We start from the raw sequence: 17,281 nt of genomic DNA, 5'->3' as shown, positions 1-17,281 counted from the left end.
TTTCTAAAGTAGAAATAAAGACAGCAGTATTAAGCTAAATTATTTTTTGTCGGATTTATCCGATGTACCCTCAACCTTTTATAGGTTGAAGTCTAAATTTGAGAGTTTGATCCTGGCTCAGAATGAACGCTGGCGGCAGGCCTAACACATGCAAGTCGAACGGAGTTATACTGTAGCTTGCTATAGTATAACTTAGTGGCAGACGGGTGAGTAATGTATAGGAATCTACCTAGTAGTACGGAATAATTGTTGGAAACGGCAACTAATACCGTATACGCCCTACGGGGGAAAAATTTATTGCTATTAGATGAGCCTATATTAGATTAGCTAGTTGGTGGAGTAATAGCCTACCAAGGCAATGATCTATAGCTGATCTGAGAGGATGATCAGCCACACTGGAACTGAGATACGGTCCAGACTCCTACGGGAGGCAGCAGTGGGGAATATTGGACAATGGGCGAAAGCCTGATCCAGCCATGCCGCATGAGTGAAGAAGGCTTTTGGGTTGTAAAGCTCTTTTAGTGAGGAAGATAATGACGGTACTCACAGAAGAAGTCCTGGCTAACTCCGTGCCAGCAGCCGCGGTAATACGGAGAGGGCTAGCGTTATTCGGAATTATTGGGCGTAAAGGGCGCGTAGGCTGGTTAATAAGTTAAAAGTGAAATCCCGAGGCTTAACCTTGGAATTGCTTTTAAAACTATTAATCTAGAGATTGAAAGAGGATAGAGGAATTCCTGATGTAGAGGTAAAATTCGTAAATATTAGGAGGAACACCAGTGGCGAAGGCGTCTATCTGGTTCAAATCTGACGCTGAGGCGCGAAGGCGTGGGGAGCAAACAGGATTAGATACCCTGGTAGTCCACGCTGTAAACGATGAATGTTAAATATGGGAAGTTTACTTTCTGTATTACAGCTAACGCGTTAAACATTCCGCCTGGGGACTACGGTCGCAAGATTAAAACTCAAAGGAATTGACGGGGACCCGCACAAGCGGTGGAGCATGTGGTTTAATTCGATGCAACGCGAAAAACCTTACCACTTCTTGACATGGAAATCATACCTATTCGAAGGGATAGGGTCGGTTCGGCCGGATTTTACACAAGTGTTGCATGGCTGTCGTCAGCTCGTGTCGTGAGATGTTGGGTTAAGTCCCGCAACGAGCGCAACCCTCATCCTTAGTTGCCATCAGGTAATGCTGAGTACTTTAAGGAAACTGCCAGTGATAAGCTGGAGGAAGGTGGGGATGATGTCAAGTCATCATGGCCTTTATGGAGTGGGCTACACACGTGCTACAATGGTGTCTACAATGGGTTGCAAGGTGCGCAAGCCTAAGCTAATCCCTAAAAGATATCTCAGTTCGGATTGTACTCTGCAACTCGAGTACATGAAGTTGGAATCGCTAGTAATCGTGGATCAGCATGCCACGGTGAATACGTTCTCGGGTCTTGTACACACTGCCCGTCACGCCATGGGAATTGGTTTCACTCGAAGCTAATGGCCTAACCGCAAGGAAGGAGTTATTTAAAGTGGGATCAGTGACTGGGGTGAAGTCGTAACAAGGTAGCAGTAGGGGAATCTGCAGCTGGATTACCTCCTTAGGCTTTGTACGTAATTCACCATTTCAAATAATAGTGTCATTATGTACTATACTGCTGTCTTTACTTCTACTTTATCTTTTAATTTCTCGATAACGAAATTTTATGAGTAATAGGCCTCTTTCCCCACATTTACAAGTATATAAAGTACAAGTTACTAGTTTTTTTTCTATTATGCATAGATTGACTGGTATCTTGCTATTTCTTTTATTAATCATACTTTCTTGGTATTTTATATTATATGTTTACTCCCCTAAGTTAATTATAGTAAGGTGCTTAAATGCATTATTGTTCACTCCTGTTGCTAAATTAGCTTATATCTTATGCTTTGTAAGCTTTATGTATCATTTTCTTAATGGTATTCGTCATTTATTGTGGGATGCTGGGCTTAATTTAGAAATTGCTAGTGTTTTAAAAAGTGCTATGTTACTAACAATAATGCTATTTCTTTCTACTATGGCTTTTTTATTTATATTTATATGAGTCAATCTGTAAATTCAGTACATCATTGGTGGATCCAGCGTGTTTCTGCGGTGATTTTATTATTTTTATTTCCTTGGTTTATTTACTCATTTTCTTGCACATTTTATGTTGATAGCCCTTTATCTTTTAATGAAAAATTATTTCAGGCTATTAATCATCCACTAGAGCTTTTGTTTTTTGTTATACTGGTGTTTTGCATTTTTTGGCATGCAGTTCTTGGAATGCAGGTAGTGTGTGAAGATTATATAGACAGCGTACCTCTAAGGATTTTTACAATTACATGCATAAAATACTTATCAAGCATTACTTATATAGTCCTTGCTTTTACGACTTTTTTCTCTTATAGGCATATTTTCTTGTAGAATTGTTAGTTTTGTGTTAATATATTATTAGTTTACTAATTTTATTATTGAACTATAGCGATTTTGGTTTGACAACATGTTCGGAGTGTTAAAAAAAGCAGTAACAGATTTTACACTTAAAGCAAAAGTTTTATTTGCTTCATCTGAATCTCAAATTTATGTCAAGGATCTTAGAAAGGTAATGACCTATACAGATGGAAGAAAATGCAAATATCCAAAGAATTACGATCAGATTGTAGAATCTGGGAAAGTTATAGAAAGTAAGAATAGTGATGGTGAGACTATATATAAACTTTCATATGGCGAGAGAGATCGAAAGCGGTCAAGTTTTGAATTAACTTTTGTCAAGGAAACGGACGATAGGTCTTATTTTACTATTGACTTTTTAGTTAATCGGGAAAAAAACAAGGATGTTAAGCATTATGATGGCTACTATAAACCATTTGAGTTTTCAAAAATCGATCTTGAAAAACATATTCCAATTTTTGAAGCTAAAAAAACTAATGATCCTAAATATCCGTTTGAATTAACTCACTCTTCTGTGCTAATGAAAAAGGTAAAAAATGGAGAGGGTAAAGTTCAGGGAGTTGTTGATGAAAAGGGAAGAAATGGAGAATTACTATACACTAGTAATTATAAAAAATTAAGCACTAATTTTTCAGAAATTAGAGATCAAAATGGTAGTCTAGAGCTAGATAAAAGTCTGATATCTGTTCCTATTGTTTTTGTTGCGGGTTTAGCTAAGATTTGTGCTAGAATGCTGACTTTTATCCCTATGAAATTAGGAGAGAATTTGATAGCTAGAAAAAATCGAGTTGCAAAATCTTTTGGTTATCTTTTTTTCACTCCTGCAGTGGTAGTAAAAAATTTAGTAAATATGGGAGCTACAATACTTAAGGTTCCAATTTTATTATTTGTAGAAAATGAGAAAAAGTATGGTGATGCTTATCTTACTATGTGGAAACACCAATTGAAAGAATGTTGGAAAGAGGCAAAAAGTGACTTTAATATTATTAAAGGTGAAGAAGGGCTAAAGCCGGAGCAGAAGGATCATAAGCCACTCAGTATAGTGGGCACATGGGATGAGCTTGACGCTAGAAGTCCAGGTATTGAAAGAGACTTGGAAAAGGCGCTGAATGAAAGTAGTGAAAGTATAGATAAATCCAGAGAACCAGGTGTTGGAGAAAGCTTAAAGGAGAAGCCGCAAAACAAAACTGATAAAAAAATAGCTGCAGCCGTTAATCAAAAAAGCAGCACTCCTAATATTGATAGAGAGATAGAAAGAAGACAAGACTCATCACGAAATGTAGGGATTCCATAATGCTCATAGTCAACCATCACTTTAAATTACTTTTTACTTTAATCATCTCACAATAAAAACTTGCATGCATTTTGCTGTTAGTATAAGATATTAATCAAATAATTAATATCTTAATTAAATGCGCCCTGTAATACTGTGTGGTGGTAGTGGCAGCAGACTTTGGCCTCTATCTAAGCCAAAGCAATTTCAGAAAATATTTAGTCAGAATACTATGTTTCACAACACTTTGTTGAGGCTAAAAGGCGATTATATGCCACCCATCATTACCACAAATATATAATATGAGTCATTATTGATGCAGGAATTACATGCATTACAGGAATGTAAAGTAGTTTTTGAACCAGTTAAAATTGGGACAGCAGCAGCAATACTAATTGCTGTGCTTCTCTGCGATAGGAACGAGACAATCTTAGTTCTGCCTTCAGACCATTTTATAGGTGATTTGGATAGTTTTTATGTTTCTATTGAGAAAGCGTCTAAGCTAGCCTCTGAAACTGACTCTATAGTCACTTTTGGGGTAAAGCCTCATGAATTCAATTCTGAATACGGCTATATAAATGCAGTATATGGTCAGAAAGAAAAATGTCATATAGTAAAAGATTTTACAGAAAAACCCGAGCGTAAGGTAAGTAACGATCATTATTGGAACTCTGGAATATTTGTGTTTAGAGCAAAACGCTATATAGATGAGATAAAAAAAATTGCTCCGACTCTCTATAATTTATGTTGTAAAAGTATGAAGCATTTTGTATCACGAGAGAGATTTCTGTATTTAGAACAGCAAAATTGTGCAGAAATGGGTGATACATCTATTGATCACCTAGTGATAGAAAAAGCAGAAAATATTGTAATGATAGAAGCCAATTTTGATTGGATGGATGTTGGCACTTGGGGTTCAGTTTTAGAGTTAAGTAAGAGATTTAATAAGAATTTTGAGTCGTTTCAAGCTGTAACCAAAGGAAGAGAGCCAGTTTTGATGACAGAAAATGATGCAAAAAATTTACTAGGTAGAGTTTATAAACGGCCAAGTAAGAGCCTAATGTTGTTCATTAATAAAGTTAAGGAAGTAAAGCCAATAAGGAAAGAGATTAAGCCATGGGGATTTTATAGTGTAGTTTTAATGGGCAAGGATTTTCTTATAAAATATCTTTTTATAAATCCACTAAGCTGCACTTCTAAGCAATTTCACCACTATAGAGATGAATACCATATAATACTATCAGGAGTTGGATATGTTAGTTTAGATGACAAAACATATGCTATAACGAAAAATCATGTAATAGAGATTCCAAGGAAGGTGTTTCATAAAATTGAGAATAAAAGTACAAGATTTCCTCTTGAGATAGTTGAGTTTCAGGTAGGAAAGTTTTTATCTGATAATGATATAGTAAGATTGGACGATATATATGGAAGGTCTTAATATAGAATATTGAATATATTCTATAAGCTTGCTAAATTTAGACAACCTAATTTGGGGTAAAGGAAAAATTACAGTTATATGAAGCATAAAAAGTATGATATTTAAATCTTAGTATAATGTGTATTGCCTTTGAATTTACTATGGCTATTCGCTATTTGCGAGCAAAGAATTCTAGATTTTGCTCTATAATGGCCTTGTTTTCTATTATTGGTATTGCTCTTGGAGTTGCAACGCTAATAGTAGTAATGTCTGTAATGAATGGGTTCAGAGCAAAGCTGCTCGACTCTGTACTTGGCATTAATGGCCATATTAATGTTTACTTTGATAGAAGCATAAATTCAGATTACCACGCAGTGTTAAAATCTATTGAGAAAATCCCAGGTGTATTAAAAGCTACTTCTATGACCAATGATCAAGTGATCGTTGCAGCAAATGGTGGAATTATGGGTAGCGTAGTCCGTGGTGTGTCAACTAAAGACTTACTTAATAATACTACCGTTAAGAATAATGTAATTATGGGTAACGTGGAAAAATTCGATGAAGGTATCATAATAGGGGCAAGATTAGCAGAAGCTTTGAATATTGATTATGGTGATAACATTATGCTTATATCACCTGAAGGATTTGACGCATTGTCTGGTGAAATACCAAAAATGAAAGAATATAAAGTTGTAGCAATATTTGATATGGGTATGTTTGAGTATGATAATACTTTGGTGTATATGCCCATAAAGTCAGCTCAAGCTTTTTTTAATTATAAAGATAATGTGAGAAGTATAGAAGTGTTTGTAGATGATATTGCTATGGCTAATAAGCTAGCAAACGCTATAGCAAAAGAAACAGGAATGAGAGCTGAAAGTTGGCAATCTCAGCAAAGCCATTATGTTAATGCTTTAAAGACTGAAAGAAATGTGATGTTTTTAATTCTCACATTAATTATAGTTGTAGCAGCATTCAATATTGTTTCAAGTTTGATGATGATAGTGCAAGAAAAGAAATCTGCAATTGCAATTATGCGTACATTTGGTGCAACAAGCGGAAGCATTATGCGCATATTTTGTGCTTGTGGATTGCTCATTGGTTTTACAGGAACTTGTCTTGGCTCTATTATAGGGGTTGTTTTTTCTCTCAATATTGAAAATATTAGAGTGTTTTTAGAAAACATTACCAACATCAAGCTATTTGATCCTATGATATACTTTTTTTCAAGTTTGCCAGTGATATTAGTTTCTCAAGATGTAGTGAACATTTCTGCACTTGCATTGTTCTTGTCATTTTTAGCAACAATTCCTCCTGCATTGCAGGCAGCTGCACAAGACCCAGCGGAGATATTACGTTATGAATGATACTCGAAAAAAATGCATAGGTTGGTTCTTAATTGTATTGTTATTTGCCAGCTATATTACAATAAATAACATAATATTTTTTAAAATAAATCAGCAAGAAAGTGAAGACAGTATAAGTGTTTTAACGGAAAAGATAGATGAACTTAGAATGTTGCTTGAAATTAATCAACCTAGGGTAGAAAAAAGGATATTTGACTTAAAGAGAAATCTTCACACTCAATGTGAGCAGGGTGATGGTAGTTTAAGGCATAAGAACCTCGCAAAGTTGCTGCTACTTGTGATTAAGATGAAGAATTCGTTATTGCGAGAAGCCAAGTTTGATAATCATATAAATTCAATAAAGCCTTTGATATCAGAGCTTGACGATCCAGAAATAGAAAATGCAGTAAATGAATTGGAAAATTTGAAAGAGGTAGATACTTTACGCGGGTTGAAATTGTCTTTTGAGAAGAACATGACTGTTATTAACTACAATAAAAGTAACTTGTTTAAAAAAATCATTTCAAATTGGATAAAGATAGATGATCGTAGTGATCCACTCAGGTTAAAGCTTGCGGAAATTGAAGAATTAATAAGCGATAATGATTGGCAGAGCATAGCCACCGCAATAAGTGACTTAACATACCCAGAATTCAAACCATGGCTTAATAAATTGAATGATTTTATTGTAGCTTTCAAGAATACTTCAATAATATATCGTCACTTATTACAATACATCTCATGATTTATTTTATAATTTTTGCTTTTTCGTTTTTATTTGGCATATGGATCAAGGTAAGTGGTGAAGTAATAAAATTGGAATTAGGCAATTACACTATAAGTATTGATCTATATTTTGTTATTCTTGCTTGCGTAGTCTTATTATTTTTATTGATTGCAGTTGCACGTTTTTGTTCTTCTATTTCATCAACATTTGCTAACATAAAAAATAGAAGAAGAAGTAGGGAAGAATTGCTTCTCTTTGAAGCTTTCTTTAGCTTAGACTTAGGTAATATAGAGAACACCAATAAGCTAATTAAAAATCTAAATGAAGAAAGTGATAAATTATCTTTAGTAAAGCTCTTTAATTCAGGTAAAACGGGAAATTACAGCTTTTTCAGCCATAATTTAACGAGTATTGCAAGTAAAAATCGCAACTTAGCTCTACTTCTGATCAATAAACTGATTATTCACCTAAAGCAAGAAAGGTTAATCTTTCAAAAATTTATAGAATATTGCTCTAGTTCAATTAATGATAAAATTTTGTCTATTCCCTTTCAAATAGAGCATTGTATATTGCAAGAAGATTGGATAAATGCAATTTCAAAGTTAAAGGAAGCTATCAAATTCAATATTTTTCTTCCCTTTGATCGTAAAAAGATGTTAGCGGTTTTTTATTGCGCTTTAGCAAAGCAATACGAAAGTAAAGGAAGTTTTTACAAAGCTATAGATTATTTAGCTAAAGCACAAAGTTATTATGCAACTTTTCAGCCCATCAATTATTTAAAGGCAGAATTATATATCAAGCTTGAAAAAATCAGAAAAGCTTCCACAGTATTAGAGGAAGAGTATAGAGTAAATCCTACTCCTCAATCAGCTAGAATGTATATCAAGTTAAATAATAAAGGCGCTGAAAGACTATATAACTTACGCCCTGATTATTATTTTAGTTATTGCTTGCTTGCTTTGTCTTCAATTAGCTTAGGGAAATATGATCTTGCAAGTCAGCATTTAGATATTGCTATGAAAAAAGCTAATTACATATCAATCTACCTTGTTATGGTACAGCTCAAGATTATGCTACAAGAGTATGATCAAGCAATTTACTGGCTAAATAAGATGGACTCAGAAGCTGTGCCTGATCCAGGTTGGAAATGTGTTGATTGTAATAAAGAGCTAAAGCAATGGGATTATAAGTGCTCAAGTTGCAATAGTCTTAATTGTATTTACCTTATATTATAAGACTCCATAAGGTGTGATACTTTTACATCGAGATTGCTTTAATATAATCTTTATCTCAAAACAGTAAATCTGTGAGTTTCTTAGTTAGGTTTGACTCCAATGTCAAAAAAACTTGTTTTTAGACATTACCAGTTATATATTTTAATAAATTAGAATTATATACAAAATGAAGAGCTTAAAGGAATTATCCTTAAGAATTAAAAATATTAAGTCTGTGCAGAAAATCACGAAAATAATGCAAATGGTTTCTGCAGCAAAATTATTACAAAGCCAAAAGAAATTATCAAATTCAAAATTGCATATATCTAAGCTGCATAGCATTATTTCTTCACTAGCGCTATCAGCGGATCAAGAGTTACTAGCAAGAATTCTAAATATCAATAATGAAGATTCTTTCCTAGTATTTATTATTGCATCTGATCGTGGTTTATGTGGCAGCTTCAACTCCTCTGTTGTTAAATTCAGTCAGGAGCATATAAACAAATTAATTGCAAATGATAAGAAAGTAGACATTGTTTTTTTTGGTAAGAAAGCTTTTGAGACAGGCAAAAATAGATTTAATTCTAAAAATATCTTGAAGGTTGAAAATAGTAAGGGAATCACACTAAAGCGTGTGGAAGCCTTGGTTAGTGATATAGATCTAAGTAAATACAATGAAGTTAAGGTTTTTTACAGTAAATTCTATAATACCTTCATGCAAAAGCCAATATTAGAAACAATAAAACCATGGAGTAAAGACTCATTATTAATTGATAATTCTGTAGTTAGTCCTCTAACAGATTACAGCTATGAGTATGAACCACAAAATATTGAGTTTATTTTAAAATCTTTGACTCAAGATTATGTTACAGCTGCTCTTTATTCTGCTTTACTTGAAAGTGCAGCAAGTGAAAATAGTGCTAGGATGGTTGCTATGGAATCAGCAAACAGAAATACAAAAGAAATGCTAAATAAACTAGCATTACTTTATAATCGTTCTCGTCAAGCAGCAATTACAACTGATTTGATTGAAGTTATAGGTGGTGCAGAATCTTTATAGAAACTCAAGGAATGAAAAATGAATATATTAAATATTGCAGCAGATATCACTAAACTAATAAAAAAGCAGAATCAAGACGCAGAAGTTACAATATATGAAACTAATAAGACCTCGGTTTCTCAGCGTCTATCAAAAATTGAACAAATATCACAATCTAAAAACTGTACTGTCGGAATTAGAGCTATAGCAGGTAAGAACAAAGCTGCGTATATTTCCACAAACGATTTGAATAATCTTAGTAGTGCAGTGAGCCAAGTGGTGGAAATGGCAAAGAATGCCCAGGAAGATCCTTATATTAGTTTTGCTGTAGATGGCAGTAATTATATCTCTTCTGCAGATTTAAATATCTCAGATAATAATGTTGTAACAATTGATAAATTAAAAGAAATTACTGAAGCTACAGAAAATTCAGCTCTTGCACATAAAAATATTATTAATTCCGAAGGAGCTTCATCTTCACATACTTCAGTAAATACAGTATTATCAACCGTTTCTGGTTTTGTTGGTTCATTTAGTAAGTCAACTTTTGTTAATCAGGTTTCTGTTGTTGCTGGAGAAAAGAGTGAAATGAAAATAGGCTACGATTACGATGTAGCATGCAACTTCAGTGATTTAAAAACACCGGAGTCAATAGGGAAAGAAGCAGCAAAAAGAGCAATAGATCAATTGGATTCATGTACAATCAGGACAGGCAAATTTCCGGTTGTTTTTGAAAAAAGAGCAGCAAAAGAGCTAGTAAAGAGCTTTGCTTCTGCCATAAATGGTAGCAATATTGTAAATAATAGCTCTTTTTTGAGAAATAGTTTAAATACTCAAATTTTTAATACTGAGATTAGCATTATTGATGACCCATTGTTACCAAGGGGTATAACATCAAGACCGTTTGACGGGGAAGGAATAATGAGCAGAAGAAATGAATTTGTAAAAAATGGAGTACTGCAAAACTGGATTTTAGATCTATATTCGGCTAGGAAATTAAACTTGGAAACGACCGCAAATGCAACTCGTGCAAGTAATGCTGCAATTATTCCTTCAGCTAGTAATTTCTATTTCAAAAATGGTAATAGATCGTTTAAGGAATTAATTGAGGAAGTAAAAGAAGGAATATATGTAACTGATTTATTTGGTTTTGGTGTTAATTTAATCAATGGCGATTATAGTCAAGGTGCATGCGGATTTTTTATAGAAAATGGTAAAATAACGTATCCAATACACGAGATTACTGTTGCCGACAATTTAAAAAATATGTTTAGCAATTTAGTTGTTGCAAATGACCTAACTTTCTGTGGGCAGTTTAATTCACCAACGATTAAAGTTAGCGAAATGACAGTAGCAGGTTCACTTAGTGATTGAAAATTTTAGTTGCATTAAGTACAATAATTGTGTACTATTGCTATGTAATGTTAAGAATAGACTATGGAGTATAGAAGTTTAGTTGCAGTAACTAAGCTTAAAGCATTCTAAATCGTAATTTCAAAGTTTTTCATCACATTAATAATATTAGTTAGTAGTTTAGGAGTTATCCATATGGAATTTGGTAATATAAAATGGTTTAATGTTGAAAAAGGCTATGGTTTCATCAAGCCAGAAGGTAAAGGTGAGGACGTTTTTGTACATGTTAGTACATTAGAACGTTCAGGAATAAGACCTGATGCACTTCGAGGAGAGGATAAAAAGAAAGGAATGAAAGGGGAAAGAGTAAGTTATGAGCTTAAAGAGGAGCGTGGTAGGAACGGGGAAGATAAAAAGTCTGCAATAAATTTAAGATTAGAAGATTAGTCTATCGTGAAGCTTTTTAATAGGGTAATGTATTGTGAGTAATTTTCATGAAATGGGGCTTCCAACTTTGCTTAGGCAAGCTCTAAGTAAAAATAATCTTTGTGTTCCAACCCCGATTCAAATGCAAGCGATTCCTCTAGCTCTCCAGGGCAAAGATATTCTTGGATCTGCTCAAACGGGAACTGGAAAGACTTTGGCATTTGCTATTCCACTGGTTGCTAAATTGCTGAATGAGCCAAGCATTGGTTCAGCTTTAGTCATCGTGCCAACCAGAGAGCTTGCTCATCAGGTAACAAATGAGATAAGAAAACTCTTATCTCAAAATTCTGTACTAAGAGTCGCTTTGTTGATTGGAGGTGAGCCTATTTTTAGGCAGCTAAATCAGCTTCAGAAAAAACCACAAATCATAATAGGTACTCCTGGTCGTATTATAGATCATATTGAGCGTAAAGCTTTGATTACTCGCAATGTCAGCACTCTTGTGCTTGATGAAACGGATCGTATGTTTGATATGGGCTTTGGAATTCAAATTGAAGGGATCATGAAATATCTGCCAAAAATACGTCAGACTCTTATGTTTTCTGCAACTCTTCCTAGTGATATAGTTAAACTTACTGAGAAGTACCTTAATCAGCCAGAGCGTGTTTCTGTTGATTGTCAGGCTACAACTTCTGCAAAAATTAAGCAAGAAATTGTTTATGCATCAGAATCAGAAAAATATGGAAAACTTGTTACACAATTATGTCAGCGCAAAGGATCGATCATTATTTTTGTCAAAACAAAGCGAGGAGCGGATCAGCTAACTGACAAATTGCACAAAGATGACTATAGCGCTTTGGCAATTCATGGTGATTTAAGGCAGCACAAGCGTGAAAGAGTCATTAATTCTTTTCGTCGTGGCCGCAATCAAATCATGGTTGCAACAGATGTTGCTTCTCGCGGCCTTGATATTCCGCACATTCAACATGTTATCAATTATGATGTACCACAATCGCAAGCTGATTATGTTCATCGTATAGGTAGAACTGCACGTGCGGGAGCTGAAGGATTTGCATTATCTTTTGTTACACCTCAAGATAAGAGAAGACTGCCTGCACTAGCAGATAAAGAAGGAGAGCCAAATTTTGATTGTAGTATGCAATCTCAAAAACGTAACGGCAAAAAGATCTTTAAAAGGCCAAGTACGTTAAAGGCTAAATACGGTAGAAAAAAGATCAATGTATTTAAGAAGAAAAGCAGAGTACTAGAAAAAGCGTATTAATGTACTTAACTATTCTTCTATTCTTTAAAAGCTCCAGTAAGCTTGCTGCAAAGTGAAGTGATTGGAGGATGGTAGAAAGAATATATAGCTAGCCCAAATTAGATTTACCTACAATTTGATAATCTTAATTCTGCTGCTTATAACGTTTTGAGATTATCACAACGGTATAATGTTAGGCTGTGTGGACTATAATCTGTAGCTTCATTCAATTTGGCTACAACGAGCTGCTAGATTTCAGTTTTTTTAATAATTGTGTGCTACTAATTATATATAAATTTACACTTTTAAAGAGAATAGATGATTTCTAAAAATTTAGAGGCAAGTTTAAATAGAGCGTTACAGATTGCTTCTGATTGTAAGCTTAAATATGCAAAAGTGGAACATTTGTTGCTAGCATTAACCAAAGATGTGGATGTAAATTATGTTTTATCAAGATGTAACATCAGAGTTGGTGAAATCATAAATATAGATAATATTATATTAAGGAATGATCATGGTAATAATACAAAAGGTTTTTTACAAGACAACTCCGAATTAACTGTCAATAAAGTTGAGCCTGATGTGCTATTTCAACGCATAATACATAAAGCCATGATACGAGCTCATCGTCTGGGAAGAAAAGAAATAAATGGAGCAAGTATTCTATTAGAGATTCTGTCTGAGCAAGATTTATACATTGAAGAGCTATTACGCAAACAGAATGCAAAGGATTCTAATTTGATTTATAACATATCCAATATAAAATATTCAGGTGATATAGAAGAATATGTAACTAATCGCAAGATAAAACTTGATAAGAATAACGATATCTCTACTGTAGCAAATAAAGGTGAATTATTAAAAGATGAAGAAGTTCTACAAAATTATTGTAGAAATTTAAATGATTATGCAAGAAGCAAAAAAATAGATTATGTCATTGGTCGTGATTATGAATTAAATCGCACTATAGAAATCTTGCTAAGACGCAGAAAAAATAACCCTTTATATGTCGGAGAACCAGGTGTTGGTAAAACAACAATAGTTGAAGGCTTGGTATTGAAAATTATTGAAGGTAGTGTTCCGAGTGCACTGAGATCCAGCATAATTTATGCTTTGGATTTAGGATCACTTCTTGCAGGAACACGCTATAGAGGTGACTTCGAAGAGAGAATAAAATCTATAATAAAAGTAATTGAGGCAAAACCTGGCGCTATTCTTTTCATTGATGAAATACACACTATTATTGGAGCAGGTTCAACAAGTGGCAGCTTTCTTGATGCTGGCAATCTGCTCAAACCTGCACTTGCAAGAGGTGCGTTGCGTTGTATAGGTGCAACTACATATAGAGAATATAGCAATAGCTTTGAAAAGGATAAAGCATTAGCAAGGAGGTTTCAAAAAATTAATGTAAAAGAGTCTTCTATTAATGATACAGTAAAGATACTAGGTGGTATAAAGCATTACTATGAAAGGTATCATGGAGTATATTACACGAAACATGCCATTAAATCTGCAGCTGAACTTTCACACAAGTATATTACTGGGCGAATATTACCTGATAAAGCAGTTGATGTTATAGATGAAGCAGGGGCATATTGTAAGTTACAAAAAAGCAGGCGAAAAATTATAAACAGTAGAGACATTAAGAGTACTATCGCTAGGATTACAAACGTACCTTGCGGGTTTGATGATATGCAAAGAGTAAAATCTTTGAAAGAAAATCTCAATAGGGCCATTTTTGGTCAAGAGCAAGCGATAGAGTTTCTCGTTAATTCTATTAAAATTGCTAAATCTGGTCTGAGAAGTTACAATAAACCCTTGGCAAAGTATCTTTTTGCAGGGCCAACTGGTGTAGGTAAGACTGAGCTTGCGAAGCAACTAGCACAAAATATGGGTATGAACCTTATTCGGTTTGATATGTCTGAGTATATGGAACCTCACACAATATCTAGAATGATTGGTTCCCCTCCTGGATATGTGGGTTACGACCAAGGTGGATTGCTTACAGAATCTGTATCTAATAATCAATATAGCGTAGTACTTCTTGATGAAATTGAGAAAGCTCATAGTGATATTTATAATATATTACTACAAATCATGGATTATGGTTGTGTTACAGACACTTACGGACGTAAGGTTAATTTTTCCAATACGATTTTAATTATGACAACCAATGCAGGGGCATTTGAACGTAACAAAAGTTCTATTGGCTTTGGGTATAAAAACTTTAACATCAGTGACAGCGAAAAAGCAATGGAACGGGTTTTTAGCTCTGAATTTCGTAATCGTCTTGATGCAGTCATTTCCTTTTCTGATTTGGATGCGGATGTCATTTTGCACATTGTGGATAAATTTATTCAGGAATTAAAAAAACAACTTGTGCAAAAGGGTATAAGCTGCTCAGTGGAAGAAGAAGTAAAGTCTTATCTTGCGCAAACAGGTTATAGCAAAGAAATGGGAGCACGCCCAATAGAGAGGCTGATTGAAAAAGAGATAAAAAGTCATTTGGCTGAAGAAATACTGAATCGTCGATTAATTAAAGGAAAGAAATTAAGGATTTATATTGGTAAACACGGAATTGCTTTTGATATAGTTTAAATTTTTGCTTGAGTATTAAATTTGTAGTATAGTCAATATTTTTTAATGAGGCTATAGTGGCAAGTTTAACCAGAAATCAATATTACAGTAATCAAGATTTACAGAACTTATTTTCAAGGCTGGGAATAAAAGCAGAAGAAGTAATAAGCCAGGAGTTTGATGATGTACTTAAGTTAGTTGAGCGGCGCTTTAGAAGAGCTTCATTAAAATGTCACCCTGATAAAGTAGTAGGAGAGAAAGAGAAAAAAATAGCTGAAGAAAAGTTTAAAAAACTTAGTGCAGATAAAGATAAGCTAGAGAAATATCTTAACGACTTAAAAGCAGCTGGCATATCTATAACATTACAGCGAGAAGTGCAGGAAAAACAAAGGAGAATCAATGAGATTCTATTGCGTAGAGAGAAAGCTGTGAATAGAGCATGTTTATTTTTTATATTAGCAAATGTGGTACTTGGTCCGTCTCCTCAAGTCAAATATTGCTTATCACAACTTGCTAACAGTGGCAAAGTGCAAAATATTGCTTATAAATTTTATGCATTCAGCATCGGAGTTTGGCCATGGTTATTTATTATATCCTTTTGTAGTATTATCTATGCAGCAAGTAAACAAAGAGGCTCACAAGAAGAAAATCTAGATAGGTTAAATAGAAGATACAATCTACTTATTGCTGCTGATAATTATGTGATATGTATAGCAGCAGCGTTTGCTGTGTGCAGTTTAGTATCGGAAATTGCACAAAATGGCTGGCCTGTTCAATATGGAATGGTGCTTATGGCTAATTTAGTATTAGATTTATTACTTATTGCTTTACTTAGAACTTTTATAAAAGCTTTTGAACTATATGGTGAATACTGTATCCAGTGTTTATATGAAGAAGATGCGGAATTTAGTTATAAAGAAAAATTTGCATGGTATGACTACAAATTAGTACTTATGCCGCTCGTTCTTCCTATTGTTAAAATGTATTTTGAAGATTTAGTTCAAGAAAAACCACAACAGCATACTACTGATCCTAAAGTTACACCTTTAAATATAGGCGTAGGAACAAGAGCATAAAAAGGTCTTTGCTTCAACTATAGTTTTTGCTACACTTTGAGTAAATTTGAAGATATTAATGAGTGAAGAAGTAAAACAAATCCTAAGTTACTACGAAAGTGAAAACCCTGGAGTAAAAGCGAATCTTACTCGCATTCTTATGCATGGGAAACTTGGTGGAACTGGCAAGTTAGTAATTCTCCCTGTAGACCAGGGATTTGAGCACGGACCAATAAAAAGTTTTGAAGTTAACCCTGATGCTTACGATCCACATTATCATTTTCAGCTTGCAGTTGATTCAGGAGTAAGTGCATACGCTGCTCCGCTTGGTATGATCGAAGCTGGTGCTTCAACTTATGCTGGAATGCTACCACTTATTTTGAAGCTTAATAACGCTAACTCTTTGCACTCAAAAAGCTTAACTTCAGATCAAGCAGTAACTTCCTCTGTAAAAGATGCTCTACGTTTGGGCTGCGTGGCTGTTGGGTTTACTATATATCCTGGTTCTGCTAAGTGTTTTGATATGATGGAAGAAGCTTGCAAAATTATAGCTGAGGCTAAATCTTGTGGCCTTGCTGTAGTGCTATGGTCTTATCCACGTGGTGAAGGGATTTCCAAAGAAGGTGAAACAGCAGTTGATGTCATTGCTTATGCTGCGCATATAGCGGCTTTGCTCGGTGCCAACATAATAAAAGTAAAACTTCCAACCAACCATATGGAAAGAGAAAAAATAGAAAATATTGAATCATTATTCAAAAGAATTGAATATATTAAAAAGTCTTGCTTTGCAGGAAAAAGAATAGTAGTTTTCTCTGGTGGTGAGTCAAAGTCAGTGGGTGATATAAGTAGTGAGGTAAAAGAAATTAAGCAAGGCGGTGGTAATGGCTCAATAATTGGGCGTAATACTTTTCAACGCAAAAGAGAAGAAGCTTTATCTATGCTAAAAGATATAATTAATATCTACGCATAAAAAACGGCTGGGTGGCAGAATGGCTTATGCGGAGGACTGCAAATCCTTTTATACCGGTTCAATTCCGGTCCCGGCCTCTTACTCCAATTAGATCATTGATTTTATTTAAATCGAAATAAGATTCCTATACTAATAAAATCTCAAATTAACAAA

Annotated in this window: 14 protein-coding genes, 1 tRNA gene, 1 rRNA gene and 1 pseudogene; all 17 read left to right on the top strand. The window is 34.2% G+C overall.

Going from position 1 to position 17,281, the window contains the following annotated elements; translation table 11 throughout:
- The first annotated feature begins 94 nt into the window (after positions 1-94).
- The 17 genes and pseudogenes from ABWU52_RS06285 to ABWU52_RS06205 all read left to right on the top strand — a co-directional run bounded on the left by ABWU52_RS06285 (position 95) and on the right by ABWU52_RS06205 (position 17,205).
- Positions 95-1,598: ribosomal RNA gene (locus ABWU52_RS06285) — 16S ribosomal RNA — on the top strand.
- Between the two features lie 102 nt (positions 1,599-1,700).
- On the top strand, positions 1,701-2,078 hold the full coding sequence (gene sdhC / locus ABWU52_RS06280) for a succinate dehydrogenase, cytochrome b556 subunit (RefSeq protein ID WP_353276653.1): 378 nt from the start codon (positions 1,701-1,703) through the stop codon (positions 2,076-2,078).
- Complete coding sequence (gene sdhD, locus ABWU52_RS06275; protein ID WP_353276652.1) at positions 2,075-2,440, top strand: succinate dehydrogenase, hydrophobic membrane anchor protein; 366 nt, start codon at positions 2,075-2,077, stop codon at positions 2,438-2,440. The genes sdhC and sdhD overlap by 4 nt, the downstream gene beginning before the upstream one ends.
- Positions 2,441-2,516: 76 nt before the next feature.
- On the top strand, positions 2,517-3,761 hold the full coding sequence (locus ABWU52_RS06270; protein WP_353276650.1) for a hypothetical protein: 1,245 nt from the start codon (positions 2,517-2,519) through the stop codon (positions 3,759-3,761).
- Between the two features lie 118 nt (positions 3,762-3,879).
- Positions 3,880-4,623, top strand: a pseudogene (locus tag ABWU52_RS06265) (mannose-1-phosphate guanylyltransferase); the annotation flags it as partial.
- Positions 4,612-5,181, top strand: a complete 570-nt coding sequence (locus ABWU52_RS06260) for a phosphomannose isomerase type II C-terminal cupin domain (protein WP_353277751.1) — start codon at positions 4,612-4,614, stop codon at positions 5,179-5,181. The pseudogene ABWU52_RS06265 and the gene ABWU52_RS06260, both read left to right, overlap by 12 nt.
- Positions 5,182-5,297: 116 nt before the next feature.
- Positions 5,298-6,527 carry a lipoprotein-releasing ABC transporter permease subunit gene (locus ABWU52_RS06255; RefSeq protein WP_353276648.1) on the top strand — a complete coding sequence of 410 codons (1,230 nt, stop codon included), beginning with the start codon at positions 5,298-5,300 and terminating at the stop codon, positions 6,525-6,527.
- Positions 6,520-7,251: a hypothetical protein gene (locus tag ABWU52_RS06250; protein ID WP_353276647.1), complete on the top strand. Its 732-nt coding sequence runs from the start codon at positions 6,520-6,522 to the stop codon at positions 7,249-7,251. The genes ABWU52_RS06255 and ABWU52_RS06250 overlap by 8 nt, the downstream gene beginning before the upstream one ends.
- Positions 7,248-8,468, top strand: coding sequence for a tetratricopeptide repeat protein (locus ABWU52_RS06245; protein ID WP_353276646.1), 1,221 nt, complete (start codon positions 7,248-7,250; stop codon positions 8,466-8,468). Before ABWU52_RS06250 ends, ABWU52_RS06245 begins: the two co-directional genes overlap by 4 nt.
- A 166-nt stretch (positions 8,469-8,634) precedes the next feature.
- Positions 8,635-9,507, top strand: coding sequence for an ATP synthase F1 subunit gamma (atpG, locus tag ABWU52_RS06240; RefSeq protein ID WP_353276644.1), 873 nt, complete (start codon positions 8,635-8,637; stop codon positions 9,505-9,507).
- Between the two features lie 18 nt (positions 9,508-9,525).
- Entirely contained in the window at positions 9,526-10,860 is a 1,335-nt protein-coding gene (locus ABWU52_RS06235; protein ID WP_353276642.1) for a TldD/PmbA family protein, read from the top strand.
- 174 nt (positions 10,861-11,034) lie between these two features.
- Complete coding sequence (locus ABWU52_RS06230; RefSeq protein ID WP_006015726.1) at positions 11,035-11,286, top strand: cold-shock protein; 252 nt, start codon at positions 11,035-11,037, stop codon at positions 11,284-11,286.
- A gap of 34 nt (positions 11,287-11,320) precedes the next feature.
- Positions 11,321-12,547 (top strand): DEAD/DEAH box helicase, encoded by a 1,227-nt coding sequence (locus ABWU52_RS06225; protein WP_353276640.1) that lies wholly within the window; start codon positions 11,321-11,323, stop codon positions 12,545-12,547.
- A 297-nt stretch (positions 12,548-12,844) separates the two neighbouring features.
- Positions 12,845-15,124, top strand: a complete 2,280-nt coding sequence (locus tag ABWU52_RS06220; RefSeq protein ID WP_353276639.1) for an AAA family ATPase — start codon at positions 12,845-12,847, stop codon at positions 15,122-15,124.
- Positions 15,125-15,180: 56 nt separating this feature from the next.
- Positions 15,181-16,179 carry a molecular chaperone DnaJ gene (locus ABWU52_RS06215; protein WP_353276637.1) on the top strand — a complete coding sequence of 333 codons (999 nt, stop codon included), beginning with the start codon at positions 15,181-15,183 and terminating at the stop codon, positions 16,177-16,179.
- A 58-nt stretch (positions 16,180-16,237) separates the two neighbouring features.
- Positions 16,238-17,128 carry a class I fructose-bisphosphate aldolase gene (locus tag ABWU52_RS06210; RefSeq protein WP_353276636.1) on the top strand — a complete coding sequence of 297 codons (891 nt, stop codon included), beginning with the start codon at positions 16,238-16,240 and terminating at the stop codon, positions 17,126-17,128.
- 5 nt (positions 17,129-17,133) lie between these two features.
- Positions 17,134-17,205 (top strand) — tRNA-Cys (locus ABWU52_RS06205).
- The last annotated feature ends 76 nt before the right edge of the window (positions 17,206-17,281 follow it).

The organism is Wolbachia endosymbiont (group B) of Villa cingulata, assembly GCF_964028285.1.
In the GTDB taxonomy this organism is placed as follows: domain Bacteria; phylum Pseudomonadota; class Alphaproteobacteria; order Rickettsiales; family Anaplasmataceae; genus Wolbachia.
This window is presented reverse-complemented; position numbering and strand designations above follow the sequence as displayed.

Bases quoted from the DNA above. Each gene is read 5' to 3' on its own strand.
- ABWU52_RS06235 (WP_353276642.1), top strand. From the start codon at position 9,526: ATGAATATATTAAATATTGCAGCAGATATCACTAAACTAATAAAAAAG.
- ABWU52_RS06245 (WP_353276646.1), top strand. From the start codon at position 7,248: ATGATTTATTTTATAATTTTTGCTTTTTCGTTTTTATTTGGCATATGG.
- atpG (WP_353276644.1), top strand. From the start codon at position 8,635: ATGAAGAGCTTAAAGGAATTATCCTTAAGAATTAAAAATATTAAGTCT.
- ABWU52_RS06210 (WP_353276636.1), top strand. From the start codon at position 16,238: ATGAGTGAAGAAGTAAAACAAATCCTAAGTTACTACGAAAGTGAAAAC.
- sdhD (WP_353276652.1), top strand. From the start codon at position 2,075: ATGAGTCAATCTGTAAATTCAGTACATCATTGGTGGATCCAGCGTGTT.
- sdhC (WP_353276653.1), top strand. From the start codon at position 1,701: ATGAGTAATAGGCCTCTTTCCCCACATTTACAAGTATATAAAGTACAA.
- ABWU52_RS06260 (WP_353277751.1), top strand. From the start codon at position 4,612: ATGATAGAAGCCAATTTTGATTGGATGGATGTTGGCACTTGGGGTTCA.
- ABWU52_RS06270 (WP_353276650.1), top strand. From the start codon at position 2,517: ATGTTCGGAGTGTTAAAAAAAGCAGTAACAGATTTTACACTTAAAGCA.
- ABWU52_RS06220 (WP_353276639.1), top strand. From the start codon at position 12,845: ATGATTTCTAAAAATTTAGAGGCAAGTTTAAATAGAGCGTTACAGATT.
- ABWU52_RS06255 (WP_353276648.1), top strand. From the start codon at position 5,298: ATGTGTATTGCCTTTGAATTTACTATGGCTATTCGCTATTTGCGAGCA.
- ABWU52_RS06230 (WP_006015726.1), top strand. From the start codon at position 11,035: ATGGAATTTGGTAATATAAAATGGTTTAATGTTGAAAAAGGCTATGGT.
- ABWU52_RS06250 (WP_353276647.1), top strand. From the start codon at position 6,520: ATGAATGATACTCGAAAAAAATGCATAGGTTGGTTCTTAATTGTATTG.